This is a genomic window from Sanguibacter inulinus (assembly GCF_013415325.1).
Lineage (GTDB): Bacteria > Actinomycetota > Actinomycetes > Actinomycetales > Cellulomonadaceae > Sanguibacter > Sanguibacter inulinus.
The window spans coordinates 92,517-111,908 of the sequence record NZ_JACBYE010000009.1 but is presented as its reverse complement, the minus strand read 5'-3'; the positions used below and the strand labels follow the sequence as shown (position 1 = coordinate 111,908).

33 protein-coding genes are annotated in these 19,392 nt (G+C 68.9%); 10 read left to right on the top strand and 23 right to left on the bottom strand.

What is annotated here, in order from left to right; translation table 11 throughout:
* From HZZ10_RS06050 to HZZ10_RS06025, 6 genes are read right to left on the bottom strand one after another with little or no spacing between them, the layout of a single operon-like run.
* Positions 1–492, bottom strand: a complete 492-nt coding sequence (locus HZZ10_RS06050) for a single-stranded DNA-binding protein (RefSeq protein WP_179912824.1) — start codon at positions 490–492, stop codon at positions 1–3.
* A complete protein-coding gene (locus HZZ10_RS06045; protein ID WP_179912823.1) occupies positions 482–745 on the bottom strand; it encodes a glutaredoxin domain-containing protein in 264 nt (87 codons plus the stop codon). Before HZZ10_RS06045 ends, HZZ10_RS06050 begins: the two co-directional genes overlap by 11 nt.
* On the bottom strand, positions 742–1,185 hold the full coding sequence (locus HZZ10_RS06040; protein ID WP_179912822.1) for a hypothetical protein: 444 nt from the start codon (positions 1,183–1,185) through the stop codon (positions 742–744). The genes HZZ10_RS06045 and HZZ10_RS06040 overlap by 4 nt, the downstream gene beginning before the upstream one ends.
* On the bottom strand, positions 1,182–2,123 hold the full coding sequence (locus HZZ10_RS06035; RefSeq protein WP_179912821.1) for a phage replication protein O: 942 nt from the start codon (positions 2,121–2,123) through the stop codon (positions 1,182–1,184). Before HZZ10_RS06035 ends, HZZ10_RS06040 begins: the two co-directional genes overlap by 4 nt.
* Positions 2,123–3,160, bottom strand: a complete 1,038-nt coding sequence (locus HZZ10_RS06030; RefSeq protein WP_179912820.1) for a ParB/RepB/Spo0J family partition protein — start codon at positions 3,158–3,160, stop codon at positions 2,123–2,125. Before HZZ10_RS06030 ends, HZZ10_RS06035 begins: the two co-directional genes overlap by 1 nt.
* 10 nt (positions 3,161–3,170) lie before the next feature.
* Entirely contained in the window at positions 3,171–3,641 is a 471-nt protein-coding gene (locus HZZ10_RS06025) for a WhiB family transcriptional regulator (protein WP_179912819.1), read from the bottom strand.
* An 86-nt stretch (positions 3,642–3,727) separates the two neighbouring features.
* On the opposite strand from HZZ10_RS06025, the gene HZZ10_RS06020 reads away from it, so the two are divergent.
* On the top strand, positions 3,728–4,618 hold the full coding sequence (locus HZZ10_RS06020; RefSeq protein ID WP_179912818.1) for a YDG/SRA domain-containing protein: 891 nt from the start codon (positions 3,728–3,730) through the stop codon (positions 4,616–4,618).
* 11 nt (positions 4,619–4,629) lie between these two features.
* On the opposite strand, the gene HZZ10_RS06015 is transcribed toward HZZ10_RS06020, so the two are convergent.
* Positions 4,630–5,100, bottom strand: a complete 471-nt coding sequence (locus tag HZZ10_RS06015) for a helix-turn-helix domain-containing protein (RefSeq protein ID WP_179912817.1) — start codon at positions 5,098–5,100, stop codon at positions 4,630–4,632.
* Between the two features lie 128 nt (positions 5,101–5,228).
* Here HZZ10_RS06015 and HZZ10_RS06010 point away from each other — a divergent pair, with 128 nt between their 5' ends.
* A complete protein-coding gene (locus HZZ10_RS06010; RefSeq protein WP_179912816.1) occupies positions 5,229–5,828 on the top strand; it encodes a DUF8453 domain-containing protein in 600 nt (199 codons plus the stop codon).
* Between the two features lie 110 nt (positions 5,829–5,938).
* Here HZZ10_RS06010 and HZZ10_RS06005 read toward each other — a convergent pair whose 3' ends face one another.
* The 12 genes from HZZ10_RS06005 to HZZ10_RS05955 form a co-directional block, all read right to left on the bottom strand.
* Positions 5,939–6,367 carry a hypothetical protein gene (locus tag HZZ10_RS06005; RefSeq protein WP_179912815.1) on the bottom strand — a complete coding sequence of 143 codons (429 nt, stop codon included), beginning with the start codon at positions 6,365–6,367 and terminating at the stop codon, positions 5,939–5,941.
* A 131-nt stretch (positions 6,368–6,498) separates the two neighbouring features.
* Complete coding sequence (locus HZZ10_RS19410) at positions 6,499–6,630, bottom strand: hypothetical protein (protein ID WP_257152672.1); 132 nt, start codon at positions 6,628–6,630, stop codon at positions 6,499–6,501.
* Between the two features lie 446 nt (positions 6,631–7,076).
* The gene (locus tag HZZ10_RS06000; protein ID WP_179912814.1) at positions 7,077–7,463 is read right to left on the bottom strand and encodes a hypothetical protein; all 387 of its coding nucleotides are present in this window, start codon (positions 7,461–7,463) and stop codon (positions 7,077–7,079) included.
* Positions 7,460–8,365 (bottom strand): phage recombination protein Bet, encoded by a 906-nt coding sequence (bet, locus tag HZZ10_RS05995; RefSeq protein WP_179912813.1) that lies wholly within the window; start codon positions 8,363–8,365, stop codon positions 7,460–7,462. Before bet ends, HZZ10_RS06000 begins: the two co-directional genes overlap by 4 nt.
* Positions 8,362–9,387: a YqaJ viral recombinase family nuclease gene (locus HZZ10_RS05990; protein ID WP_179912812.1), complete on the bottom strand. Its 1,026-nt coding sequence runs from the start codon at positions 9,385–9,387 to the stop codon at positions 8,362–8,364. Before HZZ10_RS05990 ends, bet begins: the two co-directional genes overlap by 4 nt.
* The gene (locus HZZ10_RS05985) at positions 9,384–9,599 is read right to left on the bottom strand and encodes a hypothetical protein (RefSeq protein ID WP_179912811.1); all 216 of its coding nucleotides are present in this window, start codon (positions 9,597–9,599) and stop codon (positions 9,384–9,386) included. Before HZZ10_RS05985 ends, HZZ10_RS05990 begins: the two co-directional genes overlap by 4 nt.
* Before the next feature lie 60 nt (positions 9,600–9,659).
* Entirely contained in the window at positions 9,660–9,953 is a 294-nt protein-coding gene (locus HZZ10_RS05980) for a hypothetical protein (protein ID WP_179912810.1), read from the bottom strand.
* Positions 9,950–10,174: a hypothetical protein gene (locus HZZ10_RS05975; RefSeq protein WP_179912809.1), complete on the bottom strand. Its 225-nt coding sequence runs from the start codon at positions 10,172–10,174 to the stop codon at positions 9,950–9,952. The genes HZZ10_RS05980 and HZZ10_RS05975 overlap by 4 nt, the downstream gene beginning before the upstream one ends.
* 68 nt (positions 10,175–10,242) lie before the next feature.
* Positions 10,243–10,470 (bottom strand): helix-turn-helix domain-containing protein, encoded by a 228-nt coding sequence (locus tag HZZ10_RS05970; RefSeq protein ID WP_179912808.1) that lies wholly within the window; start codon positions 10,468–10,470, stop codon positions 10,243–10,245.
* Entirely contained in the window at positions 10,467–10,649 is a 183-nt protein-coding gene (locus HZZ10_RS05965; RefSeq protein ID WP_179912807.1) for a hypothetical protein, read from the bottom strand. The genes HZZ10_RS05970 and HZZ10_RS05965 overlap by 4 nt, the downstream gene beginning before the upstream one ends.
* A 1-nt stretch (position 10,650) precedes the next feature.
* Entirely contained in the window at positions 10,651–10,827 is a 177-nt protein-coding gene (locus HZZ10_RS05960; RefSeq protein ID WP_179912806.1) for a hypothetical protein, read from the bottom strand.
* 461 nt (positions 10,828–11,288) lie between these two features.
* On the bottom strand, positions 11,289–11,513 hold the full coding sequence (locus HZZ10_RS05955) for a helix-turn-helix domain-containing protein (RefSeq protein ID WP_179912805.1): 225 nt from the start codon (positions 11,511–11,513) through the stop codon (positions 11,289–11,291).
* 233 nt (positions 11,514–11,746) lie between these two features.
* Between HZZ10_RS05955 and HZZ10_RS05950 the strand changes: the two genes are divergently transcribed.
* The 6 genes from HZZ10_RS05950 to HZZ10_RS05925 are packed head-to-tail and all read left to right on the top strand — an operon-like array spanning position 11,747 to position 15,347.
* Entirely contained in the window at positions 11,747–12,295 is a 549-nt protein-coding gene (locus HZZ10_RS05950) for a helix-turn-helix domain-containing protein (protein WP_179912804.1), read from the top strand.
* Between the two features lie 8 nt (positions 12,296–12,303).
* Positions 12,304–12,723 carry an ImmA/IrrE family metallo-endopeptidase gene (locus HZZ10_RS05945; RefSeq protein WP_179912803.1) on the top strand — a complete coding sequence of 140 codons (420 nt, stop codon included), beginning with the start codon at positions 12,304–12,306 and terminating at the stop codon, positions 12,721–12,723.
* 1 nt (position 12,724) lies between these two features.
* Positions 12,725–13,003 (top strand): hypothetical protein, encoded by a 279-nt coding sequence (locus HZZ10_RS05940; RefSeq protein ID WP_179912802.1) that lies wholly within the window; start codon positions 12,725–12,727, stop codon positions 13,001–13,003.
* Positions 13,004–13,039: 36 nt separating this feature from the next.
* Positions 13,040–14,161, top strand: coding sequence for a tyrosine-type recombinase/integrase (locus tag HZZ10_RS05935; RefSeq protein ID WP_179912801.1), 1,122 nt, complete (start codon positions 13,040–13,042; stop codon positions 14,159–14,161).
* 50 nt (positions 14,162–14,211) lie between these two features.
* Positions 14,212–14,742, top strand: coding sequence for a GNAT family N-acetyltransferase (locus tag HZZ10_RS05930; protein ID WP_218928474.1), 531 nt, complete (start codon positions 14,212–14,214; stop codon positions 14,740–14,742).
* A complete protein-coding gene (locus HZZ10_RS05925; protein WP_179912799.1) occupies positions 14,739–15,347 on the top strand; it encodes a hypothetical protein in 609 nt (202 codons plus the stop codon). Before HZZ10_RS05930 ends, HZZ10_RS05925 begins: the two co-directional genes overlap by 4 nt.
* Before the next feature lie 81 nt (positions 15,348–15,428).
* Here HZZ10_RS05925 and HZZ10_RS05920 read toward each other — a convergent pair whose 3' ends face one another.
* A complete protein-coding gene (locus tag HZZ10_RS05920; protein ID WP_179912798.1) occupies positions 15,429–16,004 on the bottom strand; it encodes a hypothetical protein in 576 nt (191 codons plus the stop codon).
* Positions 16,005–16,210: 206 nt separating this feature from the next.
* Positions 16,211–16,627, bottom strand: coding sequence for a phage holin family protein (locus HZZ10_RS05915; RefSeq protein ID WP_056134014.1), 417 nt, complete (start codon positions 16,625–16,627; stop codon positions 16,211–16,213).
* 169 nt (positions 16,628–16,796) lie between these two features.
* Between HZZ10_RS05915 and HZZ10_RS05910 the strand changes: the two genes are divergently transcribed.
* Together HZZ10_RS05910 and HZZ10_RS05905 are read left to right on the top strand one after the other, a co-directional pair.
* Positions 16,797–16,955: a hypothetical protein gene (locus HZZ10_RS05910; RefSeq protein WP_179912797.1), complete on the top strand. Its 159-nt coding sequence runs from the start codon at positions 16,797–16,799 to the stop codon at positions 16,953–16,955.
* Positions 16,956–17,116: 161 nt separating this feature from the next.
* The gene (locus HZZ10_RS05905; protein ID WP_179912796.1) at positions 17,117–17,449 is read left to right on the top strand and encodes an STAS domain-containing protein; all 333 of its coding nucleotides are present in this window, start codon (positions 17,117–17,119) and stop codon (positions 17,447–17,449) included.
* 212 nt (positions 17,450–17,661) lie between these two features.
* On the opposite strand, the gene ppgK is transcribed toward HZZ10_RS05905, so the two are convergent.
* Positions 17,662–18,438, bottom strand: coding sequence for a polyphosphate--glucose phosphotransferase (ppgK, locus tag HZZ10_RS05900; RefSeq protein WP_179912795.1), 777 nt, complete (start codon positions 18,436–18,438; stop codon positions 17,662–17,664).
* Positions 18,435–19,304 (bottom strand): type I methionyl aminopeptidase, encoded by an 870-nt coding sequence (map, locus tag HZZ10_RS05895; RefSeq protein ID WP_056131983.1) that lies wholly within the window; start codon positions 19,302–19,304, stop codon positions 18,435–18,437. Before map ends, ppgK begins: the two co-directional genes overlap by 4 nt.
* Positions 19,305–19,392 lie beyond the last annotated feature (88 nt).

Genomic DNA, 19,392 nt, shown 5'->3' with positions numbered 1-19,392 from the left:
CTAGAACGGGGGCTCATCAGCGAACGACGACGTCGAGGCTGGGCTGGCGGTGGCCCACGGGTCGTCCGCCGGCGCAGAGCCGCCCGAGCCACCGCCGAACCCGCCACCACCGCCTCCACCGCTGGAGCGCTGGGCGCGGGTGACCTTCGCCGAGGCGTACTTCAGCGACGGGCCGATCTCCTCCACCTGAAGCTCGACAACGGTGCGCTTCTCGCCCTCGCGCGTCTCGTAGGAGCGCTGCACGAGCCTCCCCTGGGCGATGACCCGAGTGCCCTTCGTGAGGGTCTCGGCCACGTTCTCCGCGGCCTCGCGCCAGATCGAGCAGCGCATGAACAGCGTGTCGCCGTCCTTCCACTCGTTGGCCTGGCGGTCGAACGTGCGGGGCGTGTTCGCGATCGTGAAGTTCGCGACCGCCGCCCCCGCCGGGGTGAAGCGCAGCTCGGGGTCGCCGGTGATGTTCCCGACGACGGTGATGACCGTGTCACCTGCCATGGTGGTTCTCCATCTCTGCGGCCAGGGCCGCGATCTTGTCTGGTCGGAAGCCCGCCCAGGTGTTGGTGACGACGCCGTCGGTGGTGACGGTGACGATGGGGGCAGCGAGGTGCCCGGCGGCTCGGAACTGCTCGAGGAGGTCTGGGCGCTCGGTGAGGTCGACGACCTCGTAGGGCACCCCGGCCTTGTCGAGCTTCCGGTAGGTCGCATCGCACTGGACGCACGCCGGTTTGCTGTGGACGGTGACGGTCACGCTCGCTCCAGTCGGGGGAAGGTGGGGATGTGGTGGGCGGTGAGCTCGCGGTGCACGGGCTCGATGCCCGCGGCCTCGCACGCGACGGTCTCCGCGTCATGCAGGGGCCGTCCGTCGCCCAGAGCGGCCAGGAAGGCTCTCCGCCACGCCTGGTACGCCTGAACGTCGTCTGCTGGCACCTCAGGCGGTGGGACGGGCGCCGCGGTCCCCAGAACGGCCCTGACTCGCTCGGCGCGGATGCGCTGGACCCCGGCACGGATGTGCGCCGGCATGATCCACTCCGAGGAGGCGGCGTAGTGCTTCAGGACCGCCGCCTCGGCGTCGGCGAAGTCCACATCGGCGAGCACCTGAGACCACGACGTTGCGACCGAGTCGTTGAGGGTGCGGTTGTCGAACGTCATGACCTTGGTCAGCAGGACCATCGCCTCGGACGGCCTCATGCGGCACCCTCGATCTGCTGCTGTTCGCCCTGCTCGAGAGCGGCCAGAGCACGAGCTCGGTCGAGGGCCTCGCGGACCTTGTCGTCCGTCGTCGGCCGAGCCGACGCGGCCGGAGTCTGCTCTCGCTGGGCGGCCAGCCGCAGCTGGTCGTACTTCTTCCGCAGCGTCGGCATGGACAGCACGTTCGATCGCCAGAACGGGTCGCCCTGGCACCAGTCGATGGCCCGGATGACCGAGGCCTCCTCGCGCTCGTCGAGGTCGAGGAGCCTGCGCGCCTCGTCGTGCCAGGCCTTCGTGATCGTGGGCCGCTTGGAGCCGTTGGCCTCGATGCGGTCTGCCAGGTGCTGGCAGATGCGATCGACGTCGGGTCGAGTCGGCGCGTCAGCGACGCTCGACGAGGAGTCTCCTACTACCTCGTTAGAGGTAGTACGGGTCGGGTCGGGTCGGGTCGGGGCACTGTTACTCACGGGTGACGGACGCTCAACAGACGCGTCGGTAACGTCGTTACTAACGGGCGACTCACCCGTCTCTCCCTTGTGCCTATCCCGCCATCTCGCCTGGCGTTCTGCCGATTTGCGCCGCTCTTCCTCGACGCCGTCGCGGGTCGGCTGGTACTTGGGCCAGTTGTGGAACACGATGCACGGTCCACAGTCACCGGCGCTCGACCAAGCCTCGGCCGAGGTTCCATCGAGCCTCGACCGAGCCTCGGTCGAGCGCCCGTCGTCCCACAGCCGGGCGTCGATGAGGGCCTGGATCAACTTCGGGGTCGCTCCGAGCTCGTCCAGGACGTACTTCGGAACGACCCCGTCGGTGAGCTCCTTGGCCGACCAGTTCCCCGCCATGGTCCAGAGCCCGACAGCCGCCAGGCGCTGCGTGCGGGGGATGCTCAGCACCTTCTTCGACGATGAGAAGCCGTCGTCGACCTTGAACCAGGTCATCAGGCGCCTGCCAGAAGGGTCTCTTCGAGAGGCGACGTGGCGTAGCCGAGGGAGGCGAGCAGCTGGTACATGCCGGGGGGTGTCTTCTCTACGGTCACAGCGAGCCCCAGAAGGACTCGGAAGGTGGGGACGCCCGAGAGTGCACCCGGGTCTGTCACACCCACACACTCGGCCCACTCGCGGACGGTCCTGCGCGGGAGGGTCGCTGCCAGCACGGCGACGATCTCCCGCATGACTGGTCGCTCCTTGTGCGGCTGCTGACCACCGGCCAGGAACGGGGCGAGGAAGTCGTCCCTGAGACGTGCGGCCACGGCCTCGTCGGTCGCGTCGCCGACGAGCGCGAGGTGCTCGCGGGCGACTTCCTGCCGGAACTCCCGCGTGCCCACCGACTTCAGGACGTTCGTCTCAACGTCCGGGGGCAGCCCGAGCAGCGCCTCGGCGTCGTCGAGGGTCACCTGCCCCGTCTTGAGCTGCTCCTGCGTCTCCGGGGCCAGCGACAGCAGCCGCACGCGCCGCTCGACCTGCTTCTTCGGCTTCCGGGTCTGCTCCGCGATCCGCACCGTCGTCAGCCCTTCGAGGTGCAGCTGCTCGTAGGCGTGCGCCTCCTCCAGCGCCGTGAGGTCCCGGCGGTGCCCGTTCTCGCGGACCATGACGAGCATGACGTCCGCCTTCGTCTTCAAGGCGTTGTTCACCACGCACGGGACCTCGCGCAGGCCCGCGGCCTTCGACGCCGCGAGCCGCCGGTGCCCAGCGACCACGTACCAGTCGTCGGCCGCCGGCGACGAGCCGCCCGGGCACGGGATCCCCTCCGTCGAGTGCTCGACCAGCACACCGGTCGTGAGCCGCTCGACGACGTGCTCGCAGTCCTGGCACACGCCCGTAGGCCGGCCCCAGGATCCCGGCCGCACGACGAGCGGCTCGATCAGCCCGTCCGCACGGATGTCCGCGGTCATCGCCGTCAGGTCCCCCAGGTCGAAGCGGGGGTTCATCGGGTCCGGCATGATCGACCGGACCGACAGGGTCTTGAGCTCAGCCACAGGTGGCCTCCTAGTTCTCTACGCGGGCATAGGCCCGCATGTACGTGCGCCGCACGTAGTCGACCGTCTCGGGGGAGACGTGGGGGTGAGCGAGTCGCTCGCTGATGACCTCCGAGGACATGCCCTCAGCGGTCATGCGCTTGATGACGGTCAGGACGCTCGAGTGGAGCTCCCCGGACGTCGTGACGGGCAGGGCGTCAGCGATGGACGGCGTGATGTCCGTGACCGGGGTGACGTCGATGAGCGTGACGTCCTCGACGTGCACGGTGTGACGCTCGCGCCAGGCGAGGCGCTCGGTGAGGGTCATGGCCGCGGCGACGCCGTCGACGTTGACCTGCTCGAGGACGAGCGGCCTGCACCACGAGGCGAGCACCGGGCAGCCCGCGCAGAGCGCACGGGCCTGGGGGAGGCGATCGTCGGTGTCGTCGACATCGGCGAGCCATTGGCCGCCGTCGACGCACGCTGGCCTGGGCGGCTTCACGCAGCCACCTTTAGAGGGTGGAATTGCAGGTCACGATCGCGCGAGCCGCCAGCACACCCCATGCGAATGCCGGTAGCCTCCGCGGCATGGCACAGGACAGCGTCTTCGGAGAGATCCCTGGGAACCCGCCCGGTACCACCTACGCCGACCGCGAGGCGGTGAAGCGAGCCGGGCTTCAGCGGCATCTCCAAGGCGGGATCTCTGGGCACCCCGCGCAGGGGGCCGACGCGATCATCGTGTCTGGCGGGTACGTCGATGACCGGGACTACGGAGACAGGATCATCTACACCGGTCAGGGAGGGCGAGCGACGGCCACTAAGCCGGCGAAGGACCAGGAGCTGAGCGGCAACAACCTGGCCCTTGCGATCTCGGGGCAGACGGGGTTGCCCGTCCGAGTGATTCGCGGGGCTGGTGGAGACGCAGCCTTCTCGCCGAAGGCCGGATACCGGTACGACGGGCTCTTCGTCGTCGTTCAGCAATGGTCTGAGATCGGCGTGGAAGGCAAGCTGGTCCAGCGCTATGTTCTCGAGGCCTCCGACGGCGGAGCCTCCTGGGAGACTTCTGGGGCCACGAGCAGCACCCGTCCGGTAGGCAGGGCAGCGCCTTCCCGATCCAGCAGCGTCGTCCAGCGGATCGTCCGCAACAGCGTCATCACCCAGTGGGTGAAGGACCTCTACTCCGGCACATGTCAGATCTGCAGAACGCAACTTCAGACCCCGGTCGGCTTCTACTCCGAAGGGGCTCACATCCGTGCACTCGGGGCGCCACACGACGGGCCCGACACTGTCGACAACGTCCTGTGCCTCTGCCCAAACGACCACGTCCTCTTCGACAAGGGGGCGTTGTACATCGCCGACGAGCAGGTGTTCCGGGCTGCCGACGATAGCCTTGTCGGCGACCTGCTGGTGTCGAAAGACCACGGGATCGACTGGTCGCACGCGGCATACCACCGGGAGCACTTCGCTCGCGCGCACTGACCTCGTGATCCTCACGCTGCGCTCCTAACTGCGCCCTTGGCAGGGCGCATGGTGACGCCGGCTGCGAGCAGGCGACGGTGGACGGGGACGGTCGATGCCGAGAACTGCTTCGCGATCTGTCGGATCGACAGGCCGGACTCGTACAGGCGCACGAGCTCGGCTTCGTCGGGCAGGGCGGTCTTCGCGCGCAGCGGGACGCTGGCGGCCTTGAGGTGCCGGTAGACGGTGTGCTGGCTGATGCCCTGCGCCTCGGCGATCTCCGGGACCGTCAGGCCCTCGTCGCTGTACGCGGCGACGATGGCGTCGGTGTCGGGCTCGACGCGGTCGGCTGGGGTCATGGTGCGGGGCCGGGGTGGTCGGGCGCGCTTCGTGATGGGCTTGCCGAAGGCGTCGCGGGTCCCGGCGCGGACCTCGCGCTGGGAGAGCTCGGCGGCTTCCTCGAGAGCGCGGAAGCGGCGGGCTTCGTCGGACTTGGCGAGCATGCGGCTCGTGAGGTCAGTCTGCGTGAGTTGGGTTGTTTCTGCCGATAACATTTTGTACCTCTTCGGGGTGTCGAGTGCGGCTATCTTTGAAGGAGGGCCGCGAGCGCGGTTGTGGGCGGAGGAGGAACATGGACGGCGCGGCGTGGGTTGCAATCGTTGGTGCGGCGGTGGCATCAGCTGCCGGCTTGGCGGCATGGCTGCAAGTGAGGGTTATGAAAGAACAAACCGAGTTGCAGCGGCAAATTCACCGCGATTCACAAGTCCCCTATGTCTGGGTGGATTTTCGCATCGACCCCGTCCATGCGTGGCTTGTTCACCTGGTGATTAAGAACGAAGGCCCCACTGTCGCAACCAACGTTCGCGTTAATTTCAATCCCGTGGTTCGAAGAGAAGACGTGAACAGTGCCTTCGGCGAACTAGCCTCTCTCAAGGCCTTCACGAACGGCATTGCATCGCTCCCACCAGGTCGCGAGATGCGATGGACGCTGGGTAGCACGGTGGCCATCTACAACGCTGGGACCCTGTCCCGCCATCGTGTCGAAATCACACACGAAAGCGCGGTTGGCCAGCACGGCCCGCTCGTCTACGAACTCGACTTTGGAGATTTCCCAGGTGCCTCAGCGCAACCCCAAGGTTCCCTCAAGCGGATCGAAGCGGCGATCAAAAAGCAAACACAGGCCATCGCTTCGATTGCGCAAGAAGTCAGGAAAGAGCCAGATGGCGATTGACGGGGACTTTCAACGGTCCTAGGCGGTCGGAGGGCCCTGCATGTAGCGCTCCACCGAGAAGGCCACCAGGGCCAGAACGAGCACGGTCAGCGCACCTGCGAGCAGGTCGCTCACAGTCCCCACTCCCGGTTCCAGGAGTTCTCCACGACCTCCGCCTCTTCGGCGTCGAGGTCCCGCTCGAGGGTGGCCGGGCCGTTGAGCCGCTGGAGACCGTCGAGGATCACGGACGCGAGCCGCAGGTATTCCGCGGAGTCCGCCGGGACGCCACGCTCGGCGGCGACGTGCTCGAGGTAGTCCGTGCCGCGGTAGTCGGTACCGACCGGCCACCACCCCGACGACGCCGAGAGGAACGCGGCACCGTGCGTCCAGTTCAGGACGGGAACAAGCTCGGGGTCTCCGTGCTGAGCGACGATCAGGCCGACGGCTATGGCCTCGGCGCGGTGGGCCTCAGCCCAGCCGTGGCACCCAGTCGTCCCCGAACCGCACAGCGTGAGCCCGTTCGCCGGCCCGGAGACGACGGGGTTCCTCGAGCCGCCCATGCCCCTGGGGCGTCGGTGGTGTATCGACCAGGCGAAGCCGCGCTCCTTGCCAGCGACGGAGGCCCCGCACCGCACACAGCAGCTCTGGTCCCTCTCGACGATCCGCTCGACGACCGGTCTGGTGAATCCGCTCATGACTGCTCTCCGTCCCAGTTGAGGTCGTACTTCTTGTGGCACGGAACGCACCTTGGGTCGTAGTCCGTGAGGTCTGTCGAGTACGGGCCTTCGGCTGAGGTCAGCAGGCCTGCCGCCGATCGGTTCACGGACCACTGGCTGGCTCCCTCTCCACACGACACGCAGGCGTGGCTGCGGGCCACGCCGCGCTGGCGCCGCAATCGCTGGTGAACGGCCGCGTAGGTCGCCTCGTCGCCGGTCCACTGGGGGTGGGCAGCGCCGGTGAGCACCTGGCGTTCCTCGGGTGCGACGACCTTCTCGGGGTCCCCGTGGCGGCGCTGTCTAGTCGCGTGGGTCTTGCAGAGCCCCTGAGCGCCCTCGTCGATCGCCGAGCATCCGTCGACCACGCAGGTGCCGCGCGAGGCTCGAGGTGGAGCGGTGACGCGGACCTTCGTGAGCCCCCCTGTGCGCTTCCACCTCTTCCAGTGCAGGTTGCAGACGTGGGCGTCGCCCGCCCAGTGCTGCGCTGGCCGCCCGCAGGCCTCCAGCGGACACGTCTCCAGCATCGGCCGGCGGGTGGGGTTCCCGGGGTGGTTCATGTGTGCTGCCCCCATCCGGTGGCCTGGAACTCGGCGCGGGCCGCAGCGCCGAGGCTGCGGCCGACGTCGAGCTGGTCTCGGAGCGTGCGGATCGACTCCCGTGCAGCACGGACCTTCGCCTCGGCGAGCTCGGCGGTGAAGTCGAGGTCCGCGGTCTCCTGCACGGCGGTCTGCTTGCGGACGTCCATGGACCCAGGGGTCGTCAGGAACGTCCGGGCGAAGGCGACCTTGAAGGCCGCCTTGGCGGTGACCCACTCGCGGTCGAGGTCCGAGATTTCCTGGGTCTTCGCCTCGAGCGCTCGGGAGAGCTGGGAGAGGCGCATGACGACCTGGTTCGTGGTCGGCAGCGTCCCGTGCAACTCCTCGGCGGCTGGGTCGCTCACGCGGCCGTCTCCGCCGGCGGCTCGTCGACGATCTCCGCGTCGACGACGTCAGGTCCCTGTGTCAGACGCTGGGCCTTCTCCGTGATGCGCTCTGCGAGCCCGGCGGGCACGTCGGTCGCATCGCGGGCAGCGTTGTAGATCGCTCGGAGCTCCTCGGCGCTCTTTGCGCCGTCGACCTCCGCGAGCCAGTCCCGGCCCTCGACCGGAGCGGGCTCCTCCGCCCGAGCGCCGCGACGCGCTTCGGCAGGACGGACGCTCTCCTGCTGGTCCTCCTGCACCGCGGCTGCTCTGTCCTCGAGCTCGGCCTCCTCTGCGGTGTAGAGCCCAGAGAGGTCCATCGGGAATGCCTTGCGGAGAGCGAGCGCCTCCGCGCACTTCGCGATCATGACCGCGGGCTTCGTGCCCCAGAGCCCGGAGAGCTTCACCACGTCGGTCTGACGGTCCTTGTACGTCGAGGCGTACTCCTTGACGAGGGCGACGGCGTAGAGCGGCTGAGCGAAGCCCTTGCGGAGCACACCGACCCGAGCTGCGACCGGGGCCTCGTCGGACAGCCACACGTCGCGCCAGATCCCGTCCGGGCCGCACCACTCCGGACCGACCTGCCCGGCGTACTCGCGGGACCGCTGAGCGACGATGCGCAGGCCGTCGATGCTGGCCTGGATGGTCCACTTCGTCGTCCCGGCTCGGCGGTCCTCGCGGCCGATCATGTAGATCTGCCGCGCGAACGGGTCGAGGCCGGTGCGCTGGGCGTAGTTCAGGAAGACCGCGAGGTCGCCGTTGCTGGCGTTCTCGATGCCCACCTGCCGCAGAGCTGCGACCTGGCTCGGGGTCCAGAACTCCTGACCGTTGGCGACGGAGAGTGCGGAGGACTGCGGGGTGTCTCGGGTGGCGACGGTGGTCATGCTGCCTTCTCCTGCTTCTGCTTCACCACGGTCAGAGACCGGGTGTCAGCACGCTTCTTGGTGTGCTCGCGGCGGACCTCGAACTCGGTCTTGCCCTCGATCTCGGCGAGGCGACGGACGACCTCGTCGCCGTCGAGGTAGGAGGCCCCGGCTGTCTGCCCCCACTTCAGGACGGGCTTCCCGTCGAGCGTGAGCAGCTGCTTGTCGCCGATGAGGCCCATGAGCTTGGCCTTGGCCGCCTCCTTCGCCTTCTTCGCGTCGGACTCGGTGGTGCGCGCGGTGAGGAACGCCTCGAGGTGGTCGGCCCAGATCTCTGGGATCGGCTGGGCGTCGATCGCGACCGTGGCGTCCGGGGTCGCGACGGGGAAGCGGGAGCGTGCCTCGTCCTCGTCGATGGTCTCGAAGTTGATCGGAGGGGCGACCTGGCCGGCGACGTACTGCTCCCAGAAGGCCTTCTCTGCTGCGATGAGGCGCTCGATGGCCTCCTCGTCGCGCTCGATCGGCCCGGCGATGACGAACTTGCGGCCGACGAGCGCCACGAACCAGCCGTGCGACCGGCCGGAGACCGCGAGGCAGTGCTGCACCTGCCACCACGGGTGGTCGGGGATGTCGCCCCCGGTCCACTCCTTGCCGGCGTCGGTGAACCAGTCGGTCGACTTGATCTCGAGGATGCCGCCGTCGGCCGTCAGGCCGTCGATGTTGGCTTGCATGAAGGGGTGGGTCTTCGAGCGGAGGGTCCCGACGCGGCGGGTGGCGATGTTCGTCTCGGTCGTGAACCGGCGGCGCATCATCGGCTCGACCTCGTGTCCGAACCAGAGGAGGTCGGAGGAGAGGTTCTCTGGCGGCAGGGTGGACGTCTTGTCCATCCACATCGAGAAGAGGTTGCTGAACTTGTTCGCGCCCATGATGGTCGCGGCGTCGGTGCCTCCGAGGCCCGCGCGGCGCAGGGTGAGCCACTCGGTCATGTCGGGGTCGACGGGCAGGACGAGCTCGGAGTTCGGCGCGGACCAGTTGGCGCTCATGCTGCCACCGTCGCCGGGGTCTCGACGGCCTGGCTGGCGCGGCGCTGACGCTCGCCGATCTCGCTGACTCGCAGGATGCTGTCGGCGGCCTTCACGGCGCGGCGGCCGCGGGGCTTCACGTGCTCCCCGGCGGTGAACCGGTCGAAGTCCTTCGCCTCGAGCGCGAGGAAAGCCGTCGTCTTGACCGGCTGCTTGTGCTTCGGGTTGTACATGTAGAGGATTCCTTCGTGTCTGGTGGTGACCCCGTCGGTCTTGGCGGATGGGCGGGGTCGCTACTGGAGGGGCGTGTGCGGTCCCGTGAGGAGGACCGTGAAGCCGGGACGCAGGCGTGAGGCCCCGGTGAGTTCTTCGGTGAGCGAGCCGTCGGTCTCGCGGAACACTGCGCGGATGACGGGGTGCTCGATGACCGTCTGGGCGAGCGCGTTCCGCTGCACCTGCCCGACGACGGTCACGCGCAAGACGCGGTCGTCGATCGAGGCGGTCTGGACGTCGACCGCGGTCTGCGCGGCGGCGTGCGTGACGTGCTCGAGGACGGCGCGCGGGGCGGACTCGTCGGTGATGGTCACCGGACCCAGCCCTCGCCCGAGCATGTCGGGCACTCGTGGATGCGCGAGCCGTCCGTGAAGCGCGACCCGGAGCACCGCGGGCAGACCTGCGGGGCCTTGTCGTCGAGCTCGCGCTGGAGGTTCGCGACGGAGTCGGGGTCGAGGTCGATGGTCAGCCCGGCGAGCGCGACGCGCGTCGCCAGGCTCGGGCCTTCCTCGACGGTGATAGTCGTCAGGGACACTGGAGTACCTCCTTCATGGGAGTGCGGGGCCGGTCGTCTGTCGGGGATGACCGGACCCTGCTGTGTGTTCAGGCCACTCGGCCGGCGGCCATGGCCTTCTCGCGGCGGGTCATGTCGGCCTCGAGCGCGGTGCGCCGGAAGCGGTACGGAGCGTTGCGTCCCTTCCCGACCTTGAAGCCGGGGATCGTGCCGCTCCTGGCCCAGCGACGGATCGTCTCGGGGTCTGCGCCGTAGAGCTCGGCGGCCTCCGTGACGTTGAGGAGCTTCTTCTCCTTCTGGGTGCTGGTCTCGGTCATGCTCGGGTCCTTCCGTTGATGAAGGCGTAGCGGACGAGGATCGTCCCGGCCGCGGCGGCGATGAGGGGTGCAGCGATGAGGTGCCCGCCGGAGAACAGCGGGGAGACAAGCGCGACCCGCACGGCCGCAGCGGCGAGAGCCGCGACGACGGCGAGCGTGATGAGGTGACCGCGGCGCACGTCAGCGACCCTCGAGCCGCTTGCGGCGGTCGACCAGGTCGCAGAGCGTCGCGAACTGCTCCCACCAGGCCTGCTGGTCCATGGGGCCTGCGTCGCGGAGAGCCTCGGCGGCGTCGAGGAGGTCGTTCTCGGTGGCGATGAGGTCGTCTTCGAGCTGCTGTGTGGCGTCGTCGTCCATGTGGGCTCCTCGCTGGGTGTCGGGTGGGCGTGGTGCCCCGTCCGCGATCTGTGAGCGCCGGGCGGGGCTGGTGGTCCTCGGTCGGCTGACCCGGCTCCCCGGGGATGTTCCGGCCGGCGTTCACCGCGACCGCGTAGGAGCGTGGTCGGTCGCGGGTGCACCAGGTGGTGAGGCAGGACGACGAGGAGCGCGTTGGCTGGCCTCCTTTGCGCGTGCCGGCCTACTGCTGCCGGGGTAGCGGTTACGCGTCGTACTGCGGCCCTCGCGGGCCTTCACCCAGGGGAGTCGGCTCTCGCCGCAGTCCTGTGTCGTGACGTGTCCCTGGGCGAGTCCGTGGGGCCGAGGGTCGCGTCGTGCGCTGGGTGGGTTGTTCCTCTGTGGAGTTGTGAAGGAGCTGGCACGCCGCCCGGGGTGGACCTCGTGAGGTCCGGGGTGGGTGCGGGTGATCCGGTATCGCTCGGTCAGGCGGCGCGGACCTCGAACAGGTCGTCGAGGTCCATGCCGGGGAATGCTGCGACGAGTCGAGCGATGAACTTGGGGCCGGGCTCCTGCTTGCCGCGGAGGACCCGGGAGAGGTTTCCGGGGTCCTGACCCATGCGTTCTGCAAGCGCGGCGTCAGTGCTGAGGCCGGCGAGAACGCGGAACTTCTTGAGCTGGTCGTCCCGCAGGTGGAGCGTGGCGTCCATGACCCCTCCTTCCTTCGTGAGCGGCGACTTTCTGCGGTTCCTTGCGCCGATGCACTTAATGTACTCACGGAGTTGCAGCAATGCAATCACCAAAGATCACAATCGGGTAACGGGGTGCAGAGTGTTGGAATCTCGCCGTTCTTGGGGACCAATGCGCGCGGCGATACGCTTGCGTCCACGCAATCCCGCGAACCGGCAGCTCAGGAGCAGACGTGACACCTAGTGTTCAAGCCGTGAAGTGGTGGCAGTACGTACAGACGATCACCGGCGGGCAACAGCAGATCGAGATCGCGAAGGCGATCGACCTCAACCCGTCGACCGTGTCGCGCTGGAAGTCGACCGGAATCCCAGGCAACGCCGAGAACGTCGCGGCACTCGCCAGGGCCTACGGACGGCCTGTCCTCGAGGCCTTCGTGGCAGCGGGGTTCCTGACCGATCGTGAAGCGAAGGCCACCGTCACAGTGCCCGACATCGGGCAGCTCTCGGCCGACGACCTGCTGGCCGAGGTGAGACGACGGATGCGCGAGGAGGTGGTGGGCAATGCTGAGCACCCCGCCCCCATGAACCCGACCGGGGGGAGCCCGGTCACAAGGCACCTGACCGCCGTGAGCACGCCCGACCCGACATCGGACGACGACACAGTGTCAGAGCCACCCCCTACGGTCATCGACTACGAGGATCTGCACCGACGTGCAGATGCAGGTGAGTTCGACGACCCGGAAGACATCGCAGCGTTGAGCGACATCGACCCGGACGAAGACTCTGTCGACGGCGACAGGTAGGGGAGCGCGTGGAGTTCTATGAGCTGGTGGCACAAGCAGAGGCATCGGGCGTTGCCGTGATGACCCGCAACATCGGCCGGCACCACGGCCGGTATCTGCTGAAGCACCGACTCATCATGCTTAGCCCTCGCCTGTCTGGACCCCAGACGATCAGCGCTCTCGCCCACGAGCTCGGCCACGCCTTCTACGGCGACGACGGCCCCCAACCGCCCGAGCTCGAGGCGCGAGCCTGGCGGTGGGCCGCCTGTGCGCTCATCACCCCCGCGCTTTACGCCGAGGCCGAGGTGGCCGCAGCCACGACGCACCTCGGAGCGATTGCCCGAGAGCTTGGCGTCACGCGCCAGGTCGTTGAGGCGTGGCTGGACGCTCAAGACTCCATGTCGAACGTCCGATACATCAATTTTGGACGCATCGAGCAAGGGGCATGAGATGAACGAAGCGGCATCCGGAGAGAGGCCGGCGAGCGAGGCATCCGTAGCGGAGCTGATCGCCCTGGAAAGGGCTCGGCTAGAGCGGGAAGAGCGTCGCGCGGCCAGCCGTCGACGCGCTGTGCTGGTCGGCGTACTCGTGCTGATAGTGGCGGGGGCGGTAGCACTCGCACTCATCAACCAGCACAACAAGCAACGCTCGCAAGAGCGCCTGACTTGCATTTTCTCCTACACGCAGCAGAACATTCCCGGTGAGATCGCCGAGGGCCTCTGCGACTGACGAAGGGTAGCCGTGGCGCACATCGAAGACCGTTGGATGAAGACCGGCCCCACCGGTCGGAAGGTCAAGAGCGAGCGCCACGGAACCGGCCTGCGGTGGCTCGCCGTCTGGAACGAACGCGACGGCCGCCGACGTAAGCGCGGCTTCTCCACCAAGGACGCCGCCCAGGCCCACCTCGACGAGGTCGCGCACGCCGTCCGCTCCGGGACCTACATCGCGCCCGAGCGCGGCCGCATCCTCTTCCGCGACATGGCGGACCTATGGCTCGTCGAGCAGGTCCACCAGCGCAACACCAGCCTCGCCACGATCGACCGGCGCCTGCGGCTGACCATCCTTCCGGCCCTCGGCCACCTGCCTCTCGAGGACATCGACCGCTCGACCATCCAGGCCGCCGTGACCTCCTGGTCGAAGACCTACGCACCCACGACTGTCCAGCTGGCCTACGTCTACATGGCCGGCATCTTCAAGACTGCCGTGCACGACCGCCGGATTCAGCAGAGTCCGTGCCTGCGCATCAACCTCCCGGGCGTCGAGAAGTCTCTCGTCATCCCGCCGACCCCGGGACAGGTCCAAGCCTTCCTCGAAGCCGTCTGGACCCCGTACAAGGCGATGGTTGTCTTCGTCGCGGCGGCCGGCACGCGAGGCGGCGAGACCCGCGGACTCACGTGGGACCGCATCACCGAGAATGAGGGCGGCGCCCGAGTGCTGATCGACCGTCAGCTCGTCGGCCCGGGTCCGACCTGGGGGCCGCCCAAGACCGACGACTCCTACCGGGACTTCAGCATCGGCAAGAGCACCCTGGCGGCGCTCGGTCCTCGCAAGGACGGCCTGGTGTTCACCGGGCGCCTCGGCGGGCCGATCAACCGCAACGCTGCTGGGGAGGCCTGGCGCCACGCAGCGAAGGTCGTCGACATTCCCGGGCGCGGGTGGCACCAGCTGCGCCACTTCCACGCCTCGCTGCTCATCGCCGAGGGAGCGTCACCGGTCGCCGTCGCGTCGCGCCTCGGGCACAAGGACGCGACCGAGACGTTGCGTACCTACGCCCACCTGTGGGAGGACGACGACCAGCGGATGCGCGACGCGTCGGACGGGATCATCACCCTGGAGCCCCCACAGAGCCCCCGGTCCGACACCATCCCAGGTCAGAGCGTTGCCTGATGGAACCCGGCGTACCGGCCAGCTCATCCGCCCTCGCTAGAGTCAGGGTCGTGCCTGACCACGACCCCGACCCCGCCAGCGGCGTCGCCCCTGTGACCGTCCGTGAAGCGCGGTTCCCGCAGGACTCCGCAGTCGTCTCTCGTCTTGTCGCCGCCTACCTCCACCAGACGGAGGCTGAGAAGGCCGAGCGCGCTCTCGCAGACGAGCGCGTCGACGGGTCGCTCCCCGCGCGCTACCAGTCCGAGGTCGACGACCCGGCTTCCGCCTTCGTGAGCTCCACGGTGCTGCTCGGAGTGGCAGACCGGGAAGCAGTCGCCATGGTCGTGCTCTCCGCCGAGGCGGGGGCAGCGTCGATCGCGCGCTTCTGGGTCGACCCCGCCTACCGCGGGCACGGCGTCGGCAGACGTCTGCTCGCCGAGGCGCTCGCACGGCTCCCACGGCCCGTGCGGCTCTCGGTGTGGGACTGGCGGACCCCGGCCATCCACACCTACGAACGCTCTGGCTTCGCGGTCGTCACGTCGTGGGAGAGCCGGGACCGGCTGGTCTGCATGGAGCTGCGGACCGATAGCATCGAGCGATGACGACCATCGACGCGCCCCAGCCGGACTCCCGATCAGTCATCCGCACGACCGCGGCCACCACGGCCTTCGTCGTGGGGTGGTACGCCCTCCCGGACTACGTGCGGTCCAAGACCGCGCGCACGGTCCTCAAGACTGCAGGCCTCGCAGCCTTCGCTGCTCTGGGGATCCGCGACATGCGCCACGACGACACCTGGCAGAAGACCGTCGCCACGGTCCGTGGGACCGGCACACCGCCGTGGAAGCTCACCGACCAGACCTTCGACGGGTCTCGCGTGTCTCAGGCTGGGCCCGACGGGACACAGGCCTCCGACGCACCAGCAGGCGAGGGGACCGGCACGCAGACGACATCCTCGACCGTCGCCCCCGACGGGATGGACCGCACGACCCAGGTCGCGGCGCTCGCAGGCGCCGGTCTGGTCGTCGTGGGCAGCAGCGTGCTCACGGTCGTCGTCGAGAAGAAGGTGTTCCACCGCAACGAGGCTCGTGCCACGCGCGGGGTCCGCCTGCCGCACACCCGCAGCGCGCTGCTCTTCGGGGCGCTCACCGCGCTCGTCGCGGTCCCGGACGTCTGGCACAGCCGCGCCGCGGAGTCCGCGCAGCGCTGACCAGTCGACCGCTCGGTCGCCGGGGTACAGCCGAGGACCTAGGCCGTGGTCCGCGCCCCGACGACTCGCCAGAGTCTCACCTCACCAGCACGTCGCCGAGGACGAGGCGCAGACGTAGGCCGAGGCGAGGAAGAGCATGAAGCCCGAGAAGGCCAGGAGCGGACTCAGGGCGACCAGGCCGAGGGTCGAGACCATCAGTGCGACCGACGGTCGGCCTCTCGGCGCCGTCCGTCCCCAGCCGTCTCGCGGCTGCGGCCGGACCAGCTCGACCAGCAGGAGCAGCACGGCCACCACGCACGAGGCCAGCAGCCACGGTCCGAGCGTGAAGGTCATGACGATGAGGTTCCACGAGCCGCGCCCCCACCACTCGGGCAGACCGAGCGGCAGGGTGAGTGTCGTCATGAGCGCGGAGAGCGTGGCCCCCAGCACGAGGGCGGCAGGCGCACCCGCCAGGACTGTCGCCGCGACGAGCAGGCGGTGAGGCGCTGCTGGTCCTGCGAGGGAGGCTGCGCCGCCGCCGGTCGCGGCCGTCGACCTGTACTGCGCGAGCCGGCGCTCGCGGGGCGACAGCTCGGGGACCACGGGCTCGTCGGGCACGACGTCGCGAGGCGGCCGCGTCACGTAGGACCGCGGCACACGGCCGTCGGGCTCGCTCATCCGTCCTGACTCCTCTGCTGCACCCGGGTCGGCCTTCGGCCCGTCCCTACGGTAGGGCCGCTGCGCGCCGCCGTCGATGGGGAGGAGTCCCGATCGTCGAGGCACTGTCCGTGCAGGTCAGCAGCCGTGGCACGGTGCCCAGCGACGGCGAAGCCGGCGTCAGACGCACCTAGGCCACGTCGAGTGCCTGCCGACAGCTCGCGCGCTCAGGACGTCTGCTGCGGGCGCCGACCCCGCGGGACGCGCTCGCCGTTCGCGGCCTTGCGGAGCAGCACGAAGGGCAGGAAGAAGGTCGCGAGCGCGGTCACCAACCAGACGATGATCGTGGCGAGCACCCAGGTGCTCACGCCACGGATCGTCAGGCTGTCGCCGACGAAGGACGCGACGAGCAGGGCGACGTAGCAGGCGAGCAGCCCGATCCCGCCGAGGAAGGCCGGTGCGTACCGCGAGACCATCTTGGCGATGAACGGTGCCAGCACGCTCTGGATCACGGCGAACACGACCACCGTCACGACGAAGCCTGAGGCCGTGATCGAGAAGTCGTCGAGGACGGCGTCGGCGGCCAGCAGCCCGAGGGCGGCCGACGCGAGGAAGATGAGCGTCCTGAGCAAGAACCTGATCATGAGCTGCTCCTCGGTGCTGCACGTGCAGGTGGCGGTCACCCCATGGTGCGAACCTAGCGAGGATCGTGTGCCAGCGCGAGACCTCTGCGGTCCTCGTGTGCTGCTGGGGTGGGGTGGGGGCGTCCCGGCTGCGCGTGCGGGAGGAGGGGGCCCGATCTACGGTCAGCACATGAACATCATCATCGGCATCCTCATCGTCTGGGCCGTCCTGGCCGTCCTCGGCTTCGTCATCAAGGGCCTCCTGTGGCTCGCCGTCATCGCACTCGTGCTCTTCGCCGCGACGGTCCTGTGGGGGATGCTCAAGCGAGGCGCGTCGTCCAGGTCGTGACGGGTTGCTCCTGACTGAGGAAATCCTTACCGTATGGAAAGCGTCAAGACATTGCCAAGAGCAAGAATCCGCGCCTAGACTCGTCGCAGATCTGGTGGCACCGGGCTCGGCCCGGTGCGGGGGCACCAGCTCCGACGACATCGTCAGGAAGTGGTTTCGGCATGGACAGCATCGACACCAGGGTGAGCGGCATCGGCCTCCTCGAAGAGCCGGGGCGGAGCGTCCTGCAGATGTGGGGCGAGGTCGACAGCGCGCTGCGGCCTGACGCGAGCGGCGCGCTCGCGAGGGCCCTCGACCGGAACCTGCCGGTCGTCATCGACACCTCGAAGGTCGAGTTCATCGACTCGACGGGCATCGCCTTCCTCGTACAGGTCTGCACCATCGGCCGCGACGAGGGCCTCGACGTCACGCTCGTCGACCCGCCGGCTGTCGTGAGCGACGTTCTCGCGATGCTCGGCGTCGACGAGCTGGTCGGCCCGCAGCGCAAGCGCTGACAGAACCCCCCTCAGCGCGGACCAGGACTGGGCGCACTGCGCCGTCTCTCGTCCACCTCCAAGGTCGGTACCTGACAGGGCGAGCCGTGCGTCAGCCGACGCGGCCGCCGCGCGCCCTGACCACGCCTCACAAGTCAGCAGCCCTCGACCGTCTCCGGTCGAGGGCTGCTGCCGTGCTCGGCCCCGCGAGGGGGCCGCGGGGGAGAGCAGTGTCAGTCGGCGTCTGCCGCCAGACGAGCCGCCCCGACGATCCCGGCCGCGTTGCGCAGCTTCGCCGGGATGATCGGCGCCCGGAGGTCGAGCAGCGGCAAGAACTTCTCGTGGTGCTTGCTCACGCCACCGCCGACGACGATGAGGTCGGGGGAGAACAGGTACTCGACGGTCTCGAAGTAGCGCTGCAGGCGCTCGGCCCACTGCTCCCACGAGAGGTCGTCGCGGGTCCGCGCGCGGTCCGAGGCGCGGGACTCCGCGTCGTGCCCGTCGATCTCCAGGTGCCCGAGCTCGGTGTTGGGCAGCAGGTGGCCGTCGACCAGGAGCGCGCTCCCGATCCCGGTCCCCAGCGTCGCCAGCAGGATGGTCCCGCCCTTGTCGCGGGCGGCGCCGTACACGGCCTCGCCAACTCCTGCGGCATCGGCGTCGTTCACGCCGATGACCGTGCGGTCGAGGGCCTTCGACACGATCTTGTCGAGGTTCACCCCGGCCCAGGACTGGTCGAGGTTGGCGATCGAGGGCACCACGCCGTGCAAGATCGGCGCGGGGAAGGCGATGCCCACGGGTGTCTTGTCCGGCAGGTCGAAGCTCGTGACGAGCTCCGCGATCACCGCGGTGACGGCCTCGGGTGTCGACCCCTCGGGGGTCGGGATGCGGACGCGGTCGGCGGCGAACTCGCCGGTCTTGAGGTCGACGGGGGCGCCCTTGATGCCGCTCCCGCCCACGTCGATGCCGAAGGCGATCTCGTGCGAGCTGTGACTCTTCTTCGAGTGACTCATGGCAGTGTCAGGATCTCCGCTCCGGTGTCGGTGACGACCAGCGTGTGCTCGAACTGTGCTGTCCGTCGACCGTCTGCTGTGACGACGGTCCATCCGTCGTCCCACATCGTCCAGTCGTTCGTGCCCAGGGTGAGCATGGGCTCGATGGTGAAGACCATCCCTGGCTCGATCACCGTGCTGTACTGCGGCGCGGCGTCGTAGTGGGGGATCACGAGGCCGGTGTGGAAGGCTTCGCCGACCCCGTGCCCCGTGTAGTCGCGGACCGTGCCGTAGCCGAACCGGTCTGCGTACTTCTCGATGACCCGCCCGATGACGTTGACCTCACGTCCGGGCTTGACGGCCTTGATCGCGCGGGCCAGCGCCTCCTGCGTGCGCTCGACGAGCAGCCGCGACTCCTCGTCGACGTCTCCGACGAGGAAGGTCGCGTTGTTGTCGCCGTGCACCCCGCCGATGTACGCCGTGACGTCCACGTTGACGATGTCACCGTCCTCGAGGACGGTCGAGTCGGGGATCCCGTGGCAGATGACCTCGTTGATCGAGGTGCACAGCGACTTCGGGAAACCCCGGTAGCCCAGGGTCGAGGGGTAGGCGTGGTGGTCGAGCATGTACTCGTGCCCGATCCTGTCGAGCTCGTCGGTCGTCACGCCGGGTGCCACGTGCTCGCCGACGAGGGCGAGGGCGCGGGCGGCGATCGTCGAGGCCACGCGGATCCGCTCGATCACCTCGGGGGCGACGACGTCCGGCCCCGTGTACCGCGCCGGTCCGGGTCGGCCCACGTACTCCGGGCGGGGGATCGACGCAGGGACCTGGCGTCGGGGACCGACGGTGCCAGGGACGAGCAGAGAGCTGGATCGCGCGGAAGACATGGGCCCAGTCTACGGACCAGGGCGTCCGCAGTCGCCAGGAGGGCGACCAGGGCAGGCGAGACGGTGGGTCCCCAGGCAGAATGGGTGC

What these genes read in the sequence shown, in the direction of transcription:
- HZZ10_RS06050 (WP_179912824.1), bottom strand. Translation starts at nt 492, where the DNA reads ATGGCAGGTGACACGGTCATCACCGTCGTCGGGAACATCACCGGCGAC.
- HZZ10_RS06040 (WP_179912822.1), bottom strand. Translation starts at nt 1,185, where the DNA reads ATGAGGCCGTCCGAGGCGATGGTCCTGCTGACCAAGGTCATGACGTTC.
- HZZ10_RS06035 (WP_179912821.1), bottom strand. Translation starts at nt 2,123, where the DNA reads ATGACCTGGTTCAAGGTCGACGACGGCTTCTCATCGTCGAAGAAGGTG.
- HZZ10_RS06020 (WP_179912818.1), top strand. Translation starts at nt 3,728, where the DNA reads ATGGCACAGGACAGCGTCTTCGGAGAGATCCCTGGGAACCCGCCCGGT.
- HZZ10_RS06015 (WP_179912817.1), bottom strand. Translation starts at nt 5,100, where the DNA reads ATGCTCGCCAAGTCCGACGAAGCCCGCCGCTTCCGCGCTCTCGAGGAA.
- HZZ10_RS06010 (WP_179912816.1), top strand. Translation starts at nt 5,229, where the DNA reads ATGGACGGCGCGGCGTGGGTTGCAATCGTTGGTGCGGCGGTGGCATCA.
- HZZ10_RS06005 (WP_179912815.1), bottom strand. Translation starts at nt 6,367, where the DNA reads ATGGGCGGCTCGAGGAACCCCGTCGTCTCCGGGCCGGCGAACGGGCTC.
- bet (WP_179912813.1), bottom strand. Translation starts at nt 8,365, where the DNA reads ATGACCACCGTCGCCACCCGAGACACCCCGCAGTCCTCCGCACTCTCC.
- HZZ10_RS05990 (WP_179912812.1), bottom strand. Translation starts at nt 9,387, where the DNA reads ATGAGCGCCAACTGGTCCGCGCCGAACTCCGAGCTCGTCCTGCCCGTC.
- HZZ10_RS05985 (WP_179912811.1), bottom strand. Translation starts at nt 9,599, where the DNA reads ATGTACAACCCGAAGCACAAGCAGCCGGTCAAGACGACGGCTTTCCTC.
- HZZ10_RS05970 (WP_179912808.1), bottom strand. Translation starts at nt 10,470, where the DNA reads ATGACCGAGACCAGCACCCAGAAGGAGAAGAAGCTCCTCAACGTCACG.
- HZZ10_RS05960 (WP_179912806.1), bottom strand. Translation starts at nt 10,827, where the DNA reads ATGGACGACGACGCCACACAGCAGCTCGAAGACGACCTCATCGCCACC.
- HZZ10_RS05955 (WP_179912805.1), bottom strand. Translation starts at nt 11,513, where the DNA reads ATGGACGCCACGCTCCACCTGCGGGACGACCAGCTCAAGAAGTTCCGC.
- HZZ10_RS05940 (WP_179912802.1), top strand. Translation starts at nt 12,725, where the DNA reads ATGAACGAAGCGGCATCCGGAGAGAGGCCGGCGAGCGAGGCATCCGTA.
- HZZ10_RS05935 (WP_179912801.1), top strand. Translation starts at nt 13,040, where the DNA reads ATGAAGACCGGCCCCACCGGTCGGAAGGTCAAGAGCGAGCGCCACGGA.
- HZZ10_RS05925 (WP_179912799.1), top strand. Translation starts at nt 14,739, where the DNA reads ATGACGACCATCGACGCGCCCCAGCCGGACTCCCGATCAGTCATCCGC.
- HZZ10_RS05920 (WP_179912798.1), bottom strand. Translation starts at nt 16,004, where the DNA reads ATGAGCGAGCCCGACGGCCGTGTGCCGCGGTCCTACGTGACGCGGCCG.
- HZZ10_RS05915 (WP_056134014.1), bottom strand. Translation starts at nt 16,627, where the DNA reads ATGATCAGGTTCTTGCTCAGGACGCTCATCTTCCTCGCGTCGGCCGCC.
- HZZ10_RS05910 (WP_179912797.1), top strand. Translation starts at nt 16,797, where the DNA reads ATGAACATCATCATCGGCATCCTCATCGTCTGGGCCGTCCTGGCCGTC.
- HZZ10_RS05905 (WP_179912796.1), top strand. Translation starts at nt 17,117, where the DNA reads ATGGACAGCATCGACACCAGGGTGAGCGGCATCGGCCTCCTCGAAGAG.
- ppgK (WP_179912795.1), bottom strand. Translation starts at nt 18,438, where the DNA reads ATGAGTCACTCGAAGAAGAGTCACAGCTCGCACGAGATCGCCTTCGGC.
- map (WP_056131983.1), bottom strand. Translation starts at nt 19,304, where the DNA reads ATGTCTTCCGCGCGATCCAGCTCTCTGCTCGTCCCTGGCACCGTCGGT.